Origin of the sequence: Bradyrhizobium sp. USDA 241 (assembly GCF_049739505.1) — a bacterium.
In the GTDB taxonomy this organism is placed as follows: Bacteria; Pseudomonadota; Alphaproteobacteria; order Rhizobiales; family Xanthobacteraceae; genus Bradyrhizobium; species Bradyrhizobium liaoningense.
In genome coordinates this window covers 1,722,404-1,738,454 of record NZ_JBMGPZ010000005.1, presented here as the reverse complement: position 1 = coordinate 1,738,454, position 16,051 = coordinate 1,722,404, and the positions used below count along the sequence as shown (strand labels likewise).

The window sequence follows — 16,051 nt, the reverse complement described above, 5'->3', positions numbered from 1 at the left end:
GAGTCTCCTGTCAAAGGTAAACTCACAGAAACCATCTTACACCGAGTTACTGACACCCTCCTTGGAGTCGCACGAACAGCGAACGGCCCGGAGTGTTGTGGACGTCGCCGACAACCCAGTACCGACCCGACCGCTTGCCATTGGAGAGATAGTGTCGGCACACTGCCTCCGCCTCGCGCGCGAGGCGGCGTGCCAGTTCGGACGCATCGCGGGACATTACGCAGCCTCCCGGTCGCCAATGGGTACAAGCGGATAGCTGTCGACCACTATCAACCTGATCTCGATGCCGCTCACATCCGCGAGCACGTACATGCGCAGCCTCCAGAAGATGATCTCGTTTCCACCGAGACCTCCCTCGCGTGCGACAAAAGGTGCAGCCTGCACCTTCGCCATTTGCTTCTGCTTCGTGAGAAGTCCAAGTGCGCGGCAGCGAATGCCGTCTGCCGGCACCTCAAACATGCCAGTTTCATCGACCTCCACCTCCACAATCGGCCGTAGGTTGAGGCTCTGCGGCAGCGAACGCCGCGTGATAGTCTTGGCGAATTGCTCGATGAAAATCGCGGACCTAAGGGGCCGAACGTTCCATTGTCCGACTACCGGTTTGCAGGATGGGATGTCGCGTGAAGACGATTGTGTAAATTTTCTGGCAACCTTGGTCATCTCGATTCTCCATGACAGGCGGCCGGGAGCCTCTCTCTCGGCCTCCAACCCGTCGCGGAAAACCGCGCAACCCTTTCACTCTCCTCCAACCTCCCGCTCCGCTCGTGGTCATCATGTCGACCACGGGCCCGGCAAGGCTCCAAGGAGCCAGTTCATGACTTTGCTAGCTTGTGGAGAAGCTAGCCCGTCCTATTCGTGAGAGTGCGGCTTTTGGGCCCGATTGATGCGGCCGCACATCTTGTCTGACGAGGCGCACAGGATTGCCTTCGGCTTTTCGCCGCCTGACGACCGGTACTTTGCAACGCGCTTGAGGGATGGGTTGGGCGAACGGGGGCGGACGCCCCGCCGGTCAAGGACCGAGCGGCAGCAGCGCGCCGGGCAAGCCGCAGATCAGGTCGGCTTCGGGACATGCCGCGGCAAACGCAAGGCGAATGCGGCTCGTGGTCTCGACGACACGGGCGGCGATTTTCAAGAGCCGAAGACGCAGCGTCGCGAACTCGGCAGCGGCCAATTCCCGGACTTTGGGAATGGCGTCGCGCACGGTCAGCATCAGCCAATAAGCGGCCGTATGGAGCACGAGACGGACCTGGTTGGCGAGCGCCGAACGGCAGCTGGTGCGGTCGGAGGCGAGCTGCGTCTTATGCAGCTTGATCAGATTCTCGGCTTGGCCGCGCGCGCAATACAGGCTGTCGTAGATCCACTCGGCCGAGCCGACATCGAGGCTGGTGACGACGAAACGGATGTCGAGGCCGAGCATCGTCGCCTCAATACGGGCGACGGTGCGCCGTTCGCGATCCCAGGACTTTGCCTTGTGGCGCGTCTCGGTATAGCCACGCAGAACCGGCAGGTTCTCGATGGCGCGTCGGGTGCGGATGTCGTCGGCGACCTCGTCGACTTTTCTGGCGAGAGGCTTGGTGCCGGACAGACCGAAGATGTAGTCGATGCCGTTGGTCTCGCACCACGCCATGGCCTCCGGCCGGGCATAGTGCCCGTCGCCACGGAACGTAATTCGCGTGTTGTGCCACCGCGTGCGGATATGCCGTACCAGGCGGCGCAGAAGGGCACGCACCTCGACGCCGCCCGGCGTCTTGCCGGGCCTCAGCACGACCGCCACGGGACGGCTCTTCTCCGTGTCGTAGACGTGGATCGGCAGGAAGCAGCGTTCGTCATAATGAGCGTTGAACAGCGAGAGCTGCTGATGGCCGTGGACGACATCGCAGGTATCATCGATGTCGAGCGTGACGGATGCCGGCTCGCGCGGGTAGCTATCCATCCATGCGTCGACCAAAATGTAGGTCAGTCGGATCACGTCGCGCAGGCGCGGAGCATTCTCCAGCCGCGACAGCGTCGGTTGGGAACACAGATCGCGGCCCGTGTCCGGCAGCCGTCCGCAGGCCAGCTTGAATGCGGGATCGGACCGCAGATGATCGAGGTCGTCGGCGTCCTCGTAGCCGCAGCAGATCGCGAACATGCGCGCGCGGAACATATCGACAAGGCTGTGCACGACCCGCGTCGGATCGCGCCGATCCGGGAACACCCGGGCCAGATTGTCGGCCAAGCCGAGACGCCGCTCGGCCATCGCCAGAAGCATCACGCCCCCGTTCGAGGTCAGGCGACCGCCATCGAAGGCAGCTGTGACTTTCTTGGCGTGAACGGCTGGAAACGAGAAGGGCGGAATCGTATCGTCGGTCATGGCGGGCGTGGCGTTCGCGGTTGAAGGTGATGGGGTGGCTTCGCAACCGAATCCTACGCCGCATCAGCGCTTTACACCACGCTCGCCAGCCCTCAGGCGCACTCTTACGAATAAGACGGGCTAGCACCATTGCGCGATTGTCTTCAAAGGCCGCCGTATAAGCCCGCCATGGCAAGATTGCGTACCACGAGAGAATGCAAAATCTGCGACACAGACTGCTAGTGCTCCATTCGTGATGGGATTGAGGTGGTTGGACTGCACGCGTGGGCCGGGCGCGCGCCAACGGCACGTCGCCTCAACCGAAAATGGCACCCGGAGAGCGTGAGCATAGCGACCCGAAGGGGCACGCGGGTCCGAGTGCAGCAACGAGACCGGTTCAATAGCGGCACCCGGGAACGGGGCAGTGATAGCGATCGCCGCAGGCGAGCCCCTTTCCCGAGTGCCCCCGGCGAGGAGCACCGCTAGTCCTTGCGCGAGGGATCGACGCCGCGCGGCCGAGACGCAAAGCGGCTCGGTTCAACGAGAGCCCGGTGCGGCGGCAGCCGCACGCGCGCAATACCAGTCGGAAGACCGAAATTTCCTGACGCACACCCCTTTGCGTTTCGCAAATCTTGATCTGGAGCACGGGAAAATGTTCTTCAGCTCTTCTCTGAACTGGCGTCGCCTCCGGCCGCAAGTTCGGCTTTGAATCGACCGCTTTTCTTCAAACTATAGCTGAAGCCGACAGTTCACGGCTCGCTTGCGCAATGAGGCCGTCGGGAATGATCGGGCCGTTCGATAAAAGAGCGACCGGGCACATGCTCGAATCTTCGCTGCGTCGATAAAAGCCGGTCTGGTGCGGGGCGCACGCCCGAATTCCGACACCGGGAAACGCCCCGATATACTTAATGCAAATCCACTGGCGAATCTGTCGGAAAGGCCATTGATGATGCATCTAAAACAGTTGACTGCCTGCTAGCGGCCCCCGGGACCGAGAACTTTCGCTATCGGGATTTCGCCGACAGAATTTGGCTCTCCCGAGAACTGCACGCCAGGGCCTCCTTTTCGCGCGCTAATCTGGCCTATCCCCGCCTGGCTGCTCTGTGCAGTAGAGCGGAAAGCTCTTCGATCGTAAGAGTTCGCTCTATGACTCACCGCGACTCTCACTCCACCGACCACGAATAGGCATCAATCCAGATCTTTCAGACCGGACGTCATTGCGCAGCGAATTCAGCTCTTGCTTGCATCTAAGCGGGCACCCTCAGTGAGATCAGATCGCCCATCTTCACCACGCACAGCACTGCCTGCGCGCTACCCACCCGCTGGAACATGGCCCGCGATGATGAGAGCGGACATGGCTGCCGCCTACCTTGACTTTCGAGATACGGGCGAACTTGCGCGCGCGATCCGCCGGGGAGACGCACCGCCGCCGGTCAGCTGTCGCGGAACGGGTCGGCGGCGGCAGCCAGTCTGGTCGAAGACGACGATGGACCGCTTCGCAACCCCCATTGGAACAAGAGATGCCAGGGAGCCGGAGGACCTCTTATGTCTGGTATGACATCATCTGATGCGGCCGCAAGACTTCCGCGATATTGTCGACGAAAGTTGTTAGCAGATCATACGGTGGCCTATTACTTTGAACCGCCGATCTGGGCTCGCCGACAGGGCTGCCACCTAAGCCCTCAAGCCTTGGGAAGCGATTACGCAAGTGCGGTCGAGCGGATGGAAAAGGTCCTCTTACCAGCATTCGACAGTTGGCGCTCACGAGGTCTGACCGACATGATGCCAGCCTCACCCGAACCCGGGACGTTCGATTGGCTAATCGGCATCTTCCAAGCGCATCAGAAGTGGAATGAACTCGATATCACGACCCAACGTCAGTACAGGAAGAGCCTCGCACTCTTCGCCAATCACGAGCTGAAAGATGGAAGTCGCGTTGGGTCGAAGCAACTGTCCGATTTCACGAAGGCCTTCGTCGACGCAATTTATGGAAAGCTACTCGTCGTAACAGAAGTGAGCGACAATGGAGAGGTCGTTGTCCGCGAGCGCCGTCGCTATGCAAATGTCGCGATGGCGAGCTGCCGGCGCGCCTGGTTCGTTGGCCATCGCGCTCAAGAAAGAATGGTACCAGCGAGCAATCCATTTTCGCGGATGGGGTTAAGATCAAGGGCGCCCGGCCAGCCGATACGGCCCACACCAACCGCAACTTGGGACGAACTCGTCGCGTTCAGGGCTGCTGCGAAAAGGCTCGACTATCGTTCGATCGCAACCGCCGCTCTGTTGTCATGGGAATGGCTGCAACGAGAACAGCATGTGTTCGGCTCTTTCGACATCTCGCACTATCGACCTACCGAGCGCCCAAATAGCGTCAGGATCGTGCATCCAAAAAATGGAGAGGAAGCCTGGTGGCCGCTGCTGGACGAAACAGGCATCCCTCTTTTTCCTGAACTTATGGACGAGCTCGACAAGATTAAGCATATCTCGCCGCAGGGCCTGGTATTTCGACGCGACCATGCGCATCGTCGAGCGGCAACCCCGCTTCCATGGATGACGCCCCGTAAGGACCTGCGCTATCTGCGCAGCGTGGTCAAGAAGATAATCGCAGAGGCTGGCCTTCGTCAGGAACTCTCCTTTACTTCCTTTCGGCACGGAGGATTCACCGAGGGTGCCGACAGCGATCTCACGGATGCAGAGTTGCGCGCTGCGGGCCGTCATAGATCAAGCCGCCAACTGCCGACCTACGCCAAGCGCACCGGAAAACAGTTGATTACCGCCACAAAGAAACGGCGCGAGGAGCGGACTAGATCACTTTTTATTCGACTAAACGCCAATCGTTCCTCGGATTAAAGGCACGTCGATCAAACCGAAGCGTCACGTGCGCTGACATGTTCGCCTATCTTCCTGTCCATGACGGCTTTCGCTTCTCGCTGAACGCCTTCAACCCCTCCTTGGCGTCCTCGGTCATCGCCAGCAGCGCGATCTGGCTTTCGGTGTAGGCGATGCTCTCGTCGAACGACATCGAGGCGATTGCGCGCATGGCGTATTTGCCGCGGCGGATCGCGGTCGGAGATTTGTCCACGATGCGGCCGATCAGCCAGTCGACCTTGGCATCTAACTCGGCCGTGGGCACGACGTAGTTGAGGAGGCCCGCGGCCTGCGCGGTCTTGGCGTCGAACGGTTCGCCCGTGAGCGCCCATTCGTTGACGAGGCGCGGCGGCGCGATGCTCTGGAGCAGGCTCAGCACCTGCATCGGGAAGACGCCGACCTTCACCTCCGGCAGGCCGAAGACGACGTGATCGGCCGCGACCGCCATATCGGTCATACACAAGAGGCCCATGCCGCCGGCCATGCAGACACCACCGACCCGCGCAATCGCCGGCTTGGTGGCGTTCTGTGACAACCGCAGCAGATCGGCATAGTCGACATTTGGCTTGGAATGATCCAGTGCGAAGGCCGCGCCGGAGTTCTGCAAGTCGGCGCCGGCGCAGAACGCCTTGTCGCCGGCGCCCGTCAGCACGATGACGCGGACATCCTTGTCGTCATGCGCGTCGCGATAGCCTTTGCTGATGCCGGCGATCACGTCGCCGTTCAGCGCGTTGCGCTTCTCCGGCCGGTTGATGGTGATCCAGAACGCCTGCCCGCGCTTCTCGGTGATGACGGCTGTGGTGTCGGTCATGGCACGCTCGCTTCCCTGGCTCCGCTTGCAGCCATTTGCGGCAGCTCGGGCAGGAGGTGCAAGCGCAAACTGCGGCGGGCCGCTGCTTTAGCGCCTCGACACAAATTGCCGGCCGATTGCTGTGCGCGCTCAGGCGGCGACCGCTTTCCTGATCCAGACCTTGTTGTCGTGGAACGCGGCCCCGCCGATCGGCGCGATCGTGTCTGCGCCCGTCAGCATGTTGATGCCGCGGCCGCCGATGTGGTTCTTGTTGGGATGAACGGACTCTGCGATCAGCACACCGCGCCGCACGCCCTCAAACAGCGTTGCGACCAGCGTGGTCTCGCCGCGGCTGTTGCCGAGCGTCACGGCGTCGCCATCGGCGATGTCGAGCGCGGCCGCATCCAGGGGGTGGATCATCACACTCGCCTTGCCCTCGCGCGCCTGAGAGGACGGCGTCTCGTTGAACGTGGTGTTGAGGAAGCTCCGCGAGGGACTGGTCGCGAGCCGGAATGGGTGGGCCTGATCGGTGTGCTCGATTGCCGCCCAATGGTCCGGCAGCGCCGGCATCTTGTCGACATCGCCCATGGTCACACCGAACGGCGGATGCGCCCAGTCAGCCTTGAAGTGGAACTTCTTGTCGGCATGAGCAAAGCCATCGAGATAATGCGAGGTGCGGAAATCCGGCTGCAGGTCGCGCCAGAGATCGGCTTCGAGGCCGGCGATGTCGCCGTGATCGCTCAGCTTCAGCGTCGCATCGATCAATTCGCGCGACGTCATCTCGAAACCCGGATGCTTCGCGCCGAGCCGCGGCGCCAGCGCCTGCAAAACCTCATGGTTGGAGCGGCATTCGCCGGGGGGATCGATCAGCTTCGGCCCGACCGAGATGTGCTGGTGGCCGCCGCCGTAATAGAGATCGTCATGCTCCATGAACATGGTCGCCGGCAGCACGATGTCAGCCATTTGGGCCGTCTCGGTCATGAACTGCTCATGCACCGCGACGAACAGATGCTCGCGTGCAAAGCCCTGCCGAACCAGCGCCTGCTCAGGCGCAACGGTCATCGGGTTGGTGTTCTGAATCAGCATCGCCTTGACCGGGCCCTTGCCTTGCAGCGCTTCGGCATCGCCGGTGAGGATTCGGCCGATCTGCGACTGGTCGAGCGCGCGCGTCGACTTGTCGATGGCGTCGTGGGCTTCAATGATGGATTCGTTGAAGTGCCACAGCGCGTAATTGTTGAAGAACGCACCGCCGCCTTCGTATTGCCAGGCGCCCGTCACCGCGGGAATGCACAACGCCGCATGCATCTGCGTCGCGCCGTTGCGCGAGCGGGTGAAGCCGTAACCAAGGCGCAGGAAGGTCCGCTTGGTCTCGCCGACGGCCCTGGCAAAGGCCTCGATCTCCGCCACCGGCACGCCGCAGATGGCAGACGCCCATTCCGACGTGCGCGTCTTCAGATGCGCCTCGAGCTCGGCAGGACAGTCCGTGTACTTGTCCATGTAGGCGCGGTCGGCATAGCCGTCGCGGAACAGCACATGCATCACGCCGCAGGCGAAGGCGCCGTCGGTGCCCGGGCGCAGGATGATCTTGATGTCAGCCTGCTTCATGGTCTCGTTGTCGTAGATGTCGACCGCGGCGATCTTGGCGCCCCGCTCCTTGCGGGCACGCGCGGCGTGCGTCATCACGTTGACCTGGGTGTTGACGGGATTGGTGCCCCAGATCACGACGAGGTCGGACAGCGCCATCTCGCGCGGATCGACGCCGGCGATCTTGCCGGTGCCGATCGCAAAGCCGATGCGCGCGACATTGGCACAGATGGTCTGATAGAAGCGCGAATATTTCTTCACATGGGTGAGGCGATTGAGGCCGTCGCGCATCACAAGGCCCATCGTGCCGGCGTAGTAATAGGGCCAGATCGATTCCGCGCCGAACTCGCGCTCGGCGGCATTGAAACGCTGCCCGATCTCGTCCAGCGCCTCGTCCCAGGAGATCCGCGCGAACTGTCCGGAGCCCTTCGCACCCGTTCGGCGCATCGGATATATCAGCCGTTCGGGGTGATGGATGCGCTCGGCGTAACGGGCAACCTTGGCGCAGACCACGCCGGCCGTGTAGGTCTGCTTTTTCGAACCGCGGACGCGGCCGATGCTGCGGCCTTCGATCACCTCGACATCGAGGGCGCAGGCCGAAGGGCAATCATGCGGACAGGTCGAATGGCGGATTTCGATCTTGGCGTGCTGGTTCATGTCCCAGTTCGTAACACCAAAATACCAGCCAGCCGAGCGCATTTATCCGGCAAGGCCCATGCGATTTGCTCAAAGCGCACGCGCCGCGGGTTCCTGCTGCAACCGCGAAGACGGCTTGGTCAGGGAAAGAAGCGGAGGTTGCGCGCCGGCCGATTTCCGACGGACGCGCGCCGCCAGCTATACGGCCAGATGCGAATGTCTTCCCTATTTGTGCAGCTGGGTGAGACCAGTCGGCGGGCCGTCGACCGCCGTCCAGCCGCCGTCGACGAACAGCGTGCTGCCGCTGACATAGCTCGCGGCGTCCGAGGCGAGATAGGCCACCGCGGTAGCGACCTCGTCGGCACTGCTCCAACGGTTGAACACGGTATGGCGGGCGTAGAGATCGTAGATGTCGGGGCGCTGCTTGAACGGGCCGGTCAGCGCGGTCTCGGCGATGCTCGGCGCAATCGCGTTGACGCGCACGCCTGCGTGGCCGACCTCGGAGGCAAAGCCCTTCACCAGCAGGCCGATCACTGCCTTGGTCGAACCGTAGACGCCGAGGCCCGGCTCGATGGTGACCGCGCGCACCGAGGAGCAGGCGATGATGCTGCCGCCCTTCTGCTCGACCATGATGCGGCCAAAGGCCTGGAAGAACCAGACCGTGCCCTTGACGTTGAGGTTGAGGACGCGGTCGAGGTCCTCCTCGGTGTAATCGAGGATGGTCTTGCGAATGTTGAGCCCGGGCGTCGTCACCGCGATGTCGAGCCGCGGAAACTTCTGCATCACGGTCTTGGCGAGCGCGTTGACCTCCGCAGCACTGGCAGCGTCGCAGCTGGCCGCCTCCGCCCAGCCGCCCTTGTCGCGGATGCCGGCGGCGGTCGCCTCCGCGGCGTCAAGCGCGCGATCGGCGCAAACGACACGGGCGCCGAGCCCGGCCAGCGCCTCGGCCGACGATTTGCCGATGCCCGAGGCGGCGCCGAACACCACGGCCGTCTTGCCGGTGAGATCGAAGAGCTTGCGATAGTCGGTCACTGATAGCTTCTCCCTGGTACTGCTAGCCCTTGTAGCCCATCAAGAGGCGCGGCAGCCACAGCGAGAATGCAGGGACATAGGTCACGAACATCAGTGCTGCGATCAGCGCGGCATAGAACGGCAGGATGGTGCGCATCACGGCACCGACCGAGATGCCGCCGATGGCACAGCCGACGAACTGCGTGGTCCCAACCGGAGGCGTGTTGAGCCCGAGGGCACAGTTGATCAGCATCAGCATGCCGAACTGCACGGGATCCATGCCCGCCTTCATCGCGATCGGCAGGAAGATCGGGGTGCAGATCAGGATGGTCGCCGCCATGTCCATGAACGTGCCGAGCACGAACAGGATGACGTTGATGAGCAGGAAGATCATCCAGGGTTGCGTGGAGACCTTGCTCATCATTTCGCCGGCGAGGTCGGCAACCTCGTAAAGTCCCATCAGATACTGGAACATGGTGGAGACGCCGATCAGCAGCAGCACCACGCCCGTCGTTTTGACCGCCTTGGCGGCGGCGCGCAGGAAGTTGCCCCAGGTCATGCTGCGGTAGATGAAGAAGGTCAGCAGGATCGTATAGGTGACCGCGATGGCCGCCGACTCAGTTGCCGTGAAGACGCCGGACAGGATGCCTGCCAGGATGATACCGATGATCAGAAGGCCCGGCAGCGCGGCCGCGAGCGAGCGGAAAACCTCGCGCCAGCCAGGAAACTTGCCGGCCGGATAGCCGCGCTTCACCGCGACCGCGTAGGCGGCGACCAGCATGCACACCATCAGCACCAGTGCCGGCAGCAGACCCGCCGCGATCAGCGCTCCGATCGAGACCTTGCCGCCGGCGGCCAGCGCATAGATGATCATGTTGTGGCTGGTCGGCATCAAGGCTCCGACCAGCGAGGCATGGGTAGTGACGTTGACGGCATAGTCGGTGTCGAAGCCTTCCTTCTTCATCATCGGGATCATCACCGCGCCCATCGCCGACACGTCGGCCACGGGCGAGCCGGAGACGCCGCCGAACAGCGTGCAGGCGACCACGTTCGACATGCCGAGGCCGCCGCGGATGTGTCCGACGAGGTTCTTGGCGAGTTGCACGATCTTGTCGGCGACGCCGCCATGCAGCATCAGCTCACCGCTGAAGACGAAGAACGGAATGGCGAGGAACGAGAAGATGTTCATCCCCGACATCATCTGCTGGAAGATGACAGCGACCGGCAGGCCTTCGTAGAGGATGGTGCAGATCGCCGACAGGCCGATCGCAAAGGCGACGGGGACGCCGAGGATCAGGAAGCCGAAGAACGTGGCGCCGAGGATGATCAGTTCCATGAGGGCACGACCTCTTCGCCGCGCACGAGAGCGACAATGTGCTCGATGGAAAAGGAGACGATCAGGACGCCGGAAGCGATCAACGGCACGTAGCGGATGACTTCAGGCAGACCGAGATTGGGGATCTTCACGGTGCCGACCGACGCGCCGAGGATCCAGCCGTTATAGGCCATTGCAATGCCGAACACGGCGACCAGAGCGTGGATCACGATCTCGATCTTCTCCCGCACGTGATCCGGAAGCATGACCAGCAGACTGTCCATGCCGATGTGCCCGGCATCGCGCACGCCGACCGCGGCGCCGATCAGCGTGACGTAGAGGATCAGGACCAGGGCCAGGTTCTCCGTCCAGGTCGGGCTGGAGTTGAGCACGTAGCGGCCGAACACCTGGTAGAAGACAATCGTGACGATCACGAGCAGACCGGTCACCGACAGATACATCCCCACGCGCGCAACGGGGGCGTTGATCCGCGACAGCAGGCCAGTGGACGGGCGTGCCGCTACGGTGCCCTGCTCGTGGCTTGCGACGTGTGGGTCTGTCATCCCGCGCCTCCATGCGGAGTCCGGTGCCGCCTCGCGGCGACGCCGGACCCGGTCGCCGCCGTGTCTTACTTCGTGTCCTGGATACGCTTGACGAGGCTCTGGAGCTTCTCGTCGCCGGCGAACTTCTGGTACACCGGCTTCATCGCATCGACGAATTCCGCCTTGTTGGCGATCGTGACGACCTGAACGCCGGCGGCCTCGACGGTCTTGCGGGAGGCCTGCTCACGCTCGTCCCAGAGCTTGCGCATGACGGGCACCGATTCCTTGGCCGCCTTGCGGATCATGGCCTGATCGTCCTAGCTCAGCGTGTCCCAGACCTTCTTCGAGATCACGAGAACTTCCGGAGCGAGGGAGTGCTCGGTGATGTTGTAGAACTTGGCAGCCTCGAAGTGACGCGAGGATTCGTAGGACGGCCAGTTGTTCTCGGCAGCGTCCACGAGGCCGGTCTTGAGCGCGGTATAGACCTCGCCGTACGGCATCGGCGTCGGGTTGGCGCCGAGGCTCTGGATCATGCCGACCCACAGGTCGGACTGCTGGACGCGAATCTTCAAACCCTTCAGATCCGCAAGCGACTTGACCGGCGCCTTCACGGTGTAAATGGACCGGGCGCCGCTATCGTAATAGGCAAGCCCCACCAAGCCAGCGGGCTCCATCGCCGCCAGGATCTCGTCGCCGATCGGCCCGTCGAGGACGGTGCGCATGTGCTGCGTATCCCGGAAGACGAAGGGCAGGCACAGCGCGATGGTCTCAGGCACGAAGTTGTTGAGCGGCGATGCGTTGATCCGCATCATGTCGAGCGCACCGATCTTGAGCTGCTCGATCGTGTCCTTCTCGGAGCCCAGGGCGCCGTTCGGAAACACCTTCACGCCGAGCTTGCCCCCGCTCGCCGCCGCGAGCTGCTTGCCCATGAACTTGACGGCCTCGACGGTCGGATAGTCGGCGGGGTGAATGTCGGCGGAACGGAAGTCGCGTGCGGTCGCCAGGGGCGCTGAAACCGCCAGTGCAACGGCCATGATAATGCCGGTGATTCTCTTCATCTGGGCTCTCCTCCTGGATTGATTATATCGTTGTCGGGGCAGATGCTCGGCCGCCTTGGGTCGCTCCCCTTCTGGTGTGAAGTCAAGCGCCAATGTCGTCCCTAGGGCGGACGGCATTCTCTGTCCAAGCCAAATCCGGCATCGATCAATGCAGGAGTTGCATCGATCAATCTGGCGCAGTTCTTGGAGACGACGGACCGGGTTGACGTCGCCGGCACGTGACTTGACCCAACCAATGGAGGCCCCTCAAGATGCCGGAAACTTCGGACGATCTCGAGGAATACCCATGCCGCGGAAGCTGATCGATATCTCGGTGCCGCTCACGAACGACGTGACCGCCGATCCGCCGGGCAATCACCCGACGATCCAGTATATCGATCACCAGCAGGGGCTGCCGCGCATGCTGCAGTTCTTCGACGGCCTCAAGGCGCAGGATCTGCCTGATGGTCAGGGTTGGGCCGTCGAGCAGGTCTCGCTGTCGACCCACAACGGGACGCATCTCGATGCGCCTTGGCACTTCCATCCGACCATGAACCGCGGCGAGCGGTCATGGACGATCGACGAGGTACCGCTCGAATGGTGCTTGCAGCCCGGCGTGAAGCTCGACTTCCGGCATCTGCCCGACGGCTACGTGGCAAGTGCGGCCGACGTCGAGACGGAGCTGAAGCGCATCGGGCACACGCTGTCGCCGCTGGAGATCGTCGTCGTCAACACCAGCGCCGGCGCGAAGTTCGGAAAGGCCGACTACGTCAATTCCGGCTGCGGCATGGGCTATGAAGCCACCATGTACCTGCTCGAACGCGGCGTGCGGCTGACGGGCACCGACGGCTGGAGCTGGGACGCGCCGTTCGTCTACACCGCGCGGAAGTATGCCGAAACGAAAGATGCCAGCCTGATCTGGGAAGGCCACAAGGCGGGACGGCACATCGGCTATTGCCATCTCGAGAAGCTGCACAATCTCGACCAGCTGCCATCGACCGGATTCACGATCTCGTGCTTTCCGGTGAAGATCGAGCGCGCGTCCGCGGGCTGGACCCGCGCGGTCGCCATCATCGATAGCTAGCCCGTCTTATTCGCGAGAGGGCGCCTGAGAGGCTGGCGAGCGTGGTGTAAAGCGCTGATGCGGCGTAGGATTCGGTTGCGAAGCCACCCCATCACCTTCAACCGCGAACGCCACGCCCGCCATGACCGATGATACGATTTCAGACCACTATCGAGAAGCAAGAATTCAACACAAATAAAACCTCTGCCTCGCGCTCGATCTCTTCATGCTTGATAGTCTCGTTTCGGAGGCTGAGCACCTACCGCGTCTAATAGGCCGCTCGCGCCGGTTTCTTTGGACGCGGCACGACCGCGACTCCACGTTTCGGCACAGAAATGATCGGGAGTCACTCAATCTTTCTTCAACTTAACCCGTCTTATTCGTAAGAGTGCGCCTGAGGGGTAAAGCGCTGATGCGGCGTAGGATTCGGTTGCGAAGCCAACCCCATCACCTCCAACCGCGAACGCCACGCCCGCCATGACCGACGATACGATTCCGCCCTTCTCGTTTCCAGCCGTTCACGCCAAGAAAGTCACAGCTGCCTTCGATGGTGGGCGCCTAACCTCGAACGGGGGCGTGATGCTTCTGGCGATGGCCGAGCGGCGTCTCGGTTTGGCCAACAATCTGGCCCGGGTGTTCCCGGATCGGCGCGATCCGACGCGGGTCGTGCACAGCCTGGTCGATATGTTCCGCGCTCGCATGTTCGCGATCTGCTGCGGCTACGAGGACGCCGACGACCTCGATCATCTGAGGTCCGATCCGGCATTCAAACTGGCCTGCGGTCGCCTACCGGACACGGGCCGGGATTTGTGTTCCCAGCCGACGCTGTCGCGGCTGGAGAATGCTCCGCGCCTGCGCGACGTGATCCGGCTGACCTACACTTTGGTCGACGCATGGATGGATAGCTACCCGCGCGAGCCGGCATCCGTCACGCTCGACATCGATGATACCTGCGACGTCGTCCACGGCCATCAGCAGCTCTCGCTGTTCAACGCTCATTATGACGAACGCTGCTTCCTGCCGATCCACGTCTACGACACGGAGAAGAGCCGGCCCGTGGCCGTCGTGCTGCGGCCCGGCAAGACGCCGGGCGGCGTCGAGGTGCGTGCCCATCTGCGCCGCCTGGTACGGCATATCCGGACGCGATGGCACAACACGCAAATTACGTTCCGTGGCGACGGGCACTATGCCCGGCCGGAGGCAATGGCGTGGTGCGAGACCAACGGCATCGACTACATCTTCGGTCTGTCCGGCACCAAGCCTCTCGCCAGAAAAGTCGACGAGGTCGCCGACGACATCCGCACGCGACGCGCCATCGAGAACCTGCCGGTTCTGCGTGGCTATACCGAGACGCGCCACAAGGCAAAGTCCTGGGATCGCGAACGGCGCACTGTCGCCCGTATTGAGGCGACGATGCTCGGCCTCGACATCCGCTTCGTCGTCACCAGCCTCGATGTCGGCTCGGCCGAGTGGATCTACGACAGCCTGTATTGCGCGCGCGGCCAAGCCGAGAATCTGATCAAGCTGCATAAGACGCAGCTCGCCTCCGATCGCACCAGCTGCCGTTCGGCGCTCGCCAACCAGGTCCGTCTCGTGCTCCATACGGCCGCTTATTGGCTGATGCTGACCGTGCGCGACGCCATTCCCAAAGCCCGGGAATTGGCCGCTGCCGAGTTCGCGACGCTGCGTCTTCGGCTCTTGAAAATCGCCGCCCGTGTCGTCGAGACCACGAGCCGCATTCGCCTTGCGTTTGCCGCGGCATGTCCCGAAGCCGACCTGATCTGCGGCTTGCCCGGCGCGCTGCTGCCGCTCGGTCCTTGACCGGCGGGGCGTCCGCCCCCGTTCGCCCAACCCATCCCTCAAGCGCGTTGCAAAGTACCGGTCGTCAGGCGGCGAAAAGCCGAAGGCAATCCTGTGCGCCTCGTCAGACAAGATGTGCGGCCGCATCAATCGGGCCCAAAAGCCGCACTCTCACGAATAGGACGGGCTAGAGAAAGCCCCCACCCGCGCCTTCGGTGCGACCTCTCCCGCAAGCGGGAGAGGTTGCACCGAGCCCGTGGCAATCGATTTGACCTAAACCATTCCGCTTTAGGCAGACGCCGTCAGTCGTCGTCGAGGCCGCTCTCTGCGAGCTCGCGCAGCGCGTCCGTATCCAACACCACGATGGCGCCGTGCTCGAGGCGAACCCAGTTACGTCCGGCCCAGACGCGCAATTGCTTGTTGATGCTCTCGCGCGTCATCCCCACCATTTCGCTGATTTCCTGCTGCGTGATGGCGAGCGTGCCGCTGCCGGAATCGAGCTTGCGCTCCTCGGTGAGGCCGAGCAGCGCACTCGCGAGCCGGCCCGGCAGATTCTGGAGGATCACCTGCTCGACCTGCTGGCTGGTCCAGCGCAGACGCGCGCACAGCAGCTCGATGAATTTCATCGCCAGCGCCGGCTGGCTCTTGACGAAGGGCAGGAAGTCCCGGCGATCGATCACGTAGAGCTCGCAATTGGTGTTGGCGGTCGCATCCGCCGACCTGGGGGCGCCGTCGAGTACCGCGATCTCGCCGAAGATTTCACCCGGACCGATCAGATTGAGGATGGCGTTCCGTCCGTCGGGCGACGAGGACGAGATCTTCACCGTCCCCGCGACCACCGCGAACAGGCTGTTGCCGGGATCGCCCTTGGCGGCGATCGTCGCGCCGCGCTTGACGGTGGTGTGCTTGGCGTAGCGGCAGAGCTGATCGAGCGCTTCCGGCTCCAGATCCGCGAAGATCGGGTGCTTGCGCAGGACCGATAATTTGCTGCCCGCCGACTGTCGGGGATCGCCGGTCTTGTCCTGAGGCACGCCGCGGGGCTCCTAAGACTACGAGGCATTGGGTTCCTGCGTAGT

Annotated in this window: 11 protein-coding genes and 2 pseudogenes; 3 read left to right on the top strand and 10 right to left on the bottom strand. The window is 62.8% G+C overall.

Annotated elements, in window-relative coordinates; all coding sequences use genetic code 11:
• Window positions 1–61: 61 nt before the first annotated feature.
• The 3 genes and pseudogenes from ABIF91_RS30140 to ABIF91_RS30130 all read right to left on the bottom strand — a co-directional run.
• Window positions 62–217, bottom strand: a pseudogene (locus ABIF91_RS30140) (DNA primase); the annotation flags it as partial.
• Window positions 217–660, bottom strand: a complete 444-nt coding sequence (locus tag ABIF91_RS30135) for a plasmid stabilization protein (RefSeq protein WP_284278430.1) — start codon at window positions 658–660, stop codon at window positions 217–219. The gene ABIF91_RS30135 and the pseudogene ABIF91_RS30140, both read right to left, overlap by 1 nt.
• A 349-nt stretch (window positions 661–1,009) precedes the next feature.
• Window positions 1,010–2,353, bottom strand: coding sequence for an IS1380-like element ISBdi2 family transposase (locus ABIF91_RS30130; protein WP_424578699.1), 1,344 nt, complete (start codon window positions 2,351–2,353; stop codon window positions 1,010–1,012).
• Window positions 2,354–3,955: 1,602 nt separating this feature from the next.
• On the opposite strand from ABIF91_RS30130, the gene ABIF91_RS30125 reads away from it, so the two are divergent.
• A complete protein-coding gene (locus ABIF91_RS30125) occupies window positions 3,956–5,179 on the top strand; it encodes a hypothetical protein (protein ID WP_284281969.1) in 1,224 nt (407 codons plus the stop codon).
• Between the two features lie 46 nt (window positions 5,180–5,225).
• Here the strand turns inward: ABIF91_RS30125 and ABIF91_RS30120 are convergent, their stop codons facing one another.
• From ABIF91_RS30120 to ABIF91_RS30095, 6 genes and pseudogenes are all read right to left on the bottom strand, one after another.
• Entirely contained in the window at window positions 5,226–6,008 is a 783-nt protein-coding gene (locus ABIF91_RS30120; protein ID WP_028181751.1) for an enoyl-CoA hydratase/isomerase family protein, read from the bottom strand.
• Between the two features lie 129 nt (window positions 6,009–6,137).
• On the bottom strand, window positions 6,138–8,228 hold the full coding sequence (locus ABIF91_RS30115) for a molybdopterin oxidoreductase family protein (RefSeq protein WP_028181752.1): 2,091 nt from the start codon (window positions 8,226–8,228) through the stop codon (window positions 6,138–6,140).
• A gap of 204 nt (window positions 8,229–8,432) precedes the next feature.
• Complete coding sequence (locus ABIF91_RS30110) at window positions 8,433–9,239, bottom strand: SDR family NAD(P)-dependent oxidoreductase (RefSeq protein WP_028181753.1); 807 nt, start codon at window positions 9,237–9,239, stop codon at window positions 8,433–8,435.
• Window positions 9,240–9,261: 22 nt separating this feature from the next.
• On the bottom strand, window positions 9,262–10,554 hold the full coding sequence (locus tag ABIF91_RS30105; RefSeq protein ID WP_028181754.1) for a TRAP transporter large permease: 1,293 nt from the start codon (window positions 10,552–10,554) through the stop codon (window positions 9,262–9,264).
• Entirely contained in the window at window positions 10,545–11,096 is a 552-nt protein-coding gene (locus tag ABIF91_RS30100; RefSeq protein ID WP_424579552.1) for a TRAP transporter small permease, read from the bottom strand. Before ABIF91_RS30100 ends, ABIF91_RS30105 begins: the two co-directional genes overlap by 10 nt.
• A 65-nt stretch (window positions 11,097–11,161) precedes the next feature.
• Window positions 11,162–12,133: pseudogene (locus ABIF91_RS30095) on the bottom strand (TRAP transporter substrate-binding protein).
• 286 nt (window positions 12,134–12,419) lie between these two features.
• Here ABIF91_RS30095 and ABIF91_RS30090 point away from each other — a divergent pair.
• Together ABIF91_RS30090 and ABIF91_RS30085 are read left to right on the top strand one after the other, a co-directional pair.
• Window positions 12,420–13,196 (top strand): cyclase family protein, encoded by a 777-nt coding sequence (locus ABIF91_RS30090; RefSeq protein WP_284281962.1) that lies wholly within the window; start codon window positions 12,420–12,422, stop codon window positions 13,194–13,196.
• Between the two features lie 456 nt (window positions 13,197–13,652).
• On the top strand, window positions 13,653–14,996 hold the full coding sequence (locus ABIF91_RS30085; protein ID WP_208086440.1) for an IS1380-like element ISBdi2 family transposase: 1,344 nt from the start codon (window positions 13,653–13,655) through the stop codon (window positions 14,994–14,996).
• A 281-nt stretch (window positions 14,997–15,277) separates the two neighbouring features.
• On the opposite strand, the gene ABIF91_RS30080 is transcribed toward ABIF91_RS30085, so the two are convergent.
• A complete protein-coding gene (locus ABIF91_RS30080; protein ID WP_028181558.1) occupies window positions 15,278–16,006 on the bottom strand; it encodes a Crp/Fnr family transcriptional regulator in 729 nt (242 codons plus the stop codon).
• Window positions 16,007–16,051: the final 45 nt, after the last annotated feature.

Bases quoted from the DNA above. Each gene is read 5' to 3' on its own strand.
- ABIF91_RS30105 (WP_028181754.1), bottom strand. From the start codon at position 10,554: ATGGAACTGATCATCCTCGGCGCCACGTTCTTCGGCTTCCTGATCCTC.
- ABIF91_RS30085 (WP_208086440.1), top strand. From the start codon at position 13,653: ATGACCGACGATACGATTCCGCCCTTCTCGTTTCCAGCCGTTCACGCC.
- ABIF91_RS30090 (WP_284281962.1), top strand. From the start codon at position 12,420: ATGCCGCGGAAGCTGATCGATATCTCGGTGCCGCTCACGAACGACGTG.
- ABIF91_RS30135 (WP_284278430.1), bottom strand. From the start codon at position 660: ATGACCAAGGTTGCCAGAAAATTTACACAATCGTCTTCACGCGACATC.
- ABIF91_RS30100 (WP_424579552.1), bottom strand. From the start codon at position 11,096: ATGACAGACCCACACGTCGCAAGCCACGAGCAGGGCACCGTAGCGGCA.
- ABIF91_RS30120 (WP_028181751.1), bottom strand. From the start codon at position 6,008: ATGACCGACACCACAGCCGTCATCACCGAGAAGCGCGGGCAGGCGTTC.
- ABIF91_RS30130 (WP_424578699.1), bottom strand. From the start codon at position 2,353: ATGACCGACGATACGATTCCGCCCTTCTCGTTTCCAGCCGTTCACGCC.
- ABIF91_RS30115 (WP_028181752.1), bottom strand. From the start codon at position 8,228: ATGAACCAGCACGCCAAGATCGAAATCCGCCATTCGACCTGTCCGCAT.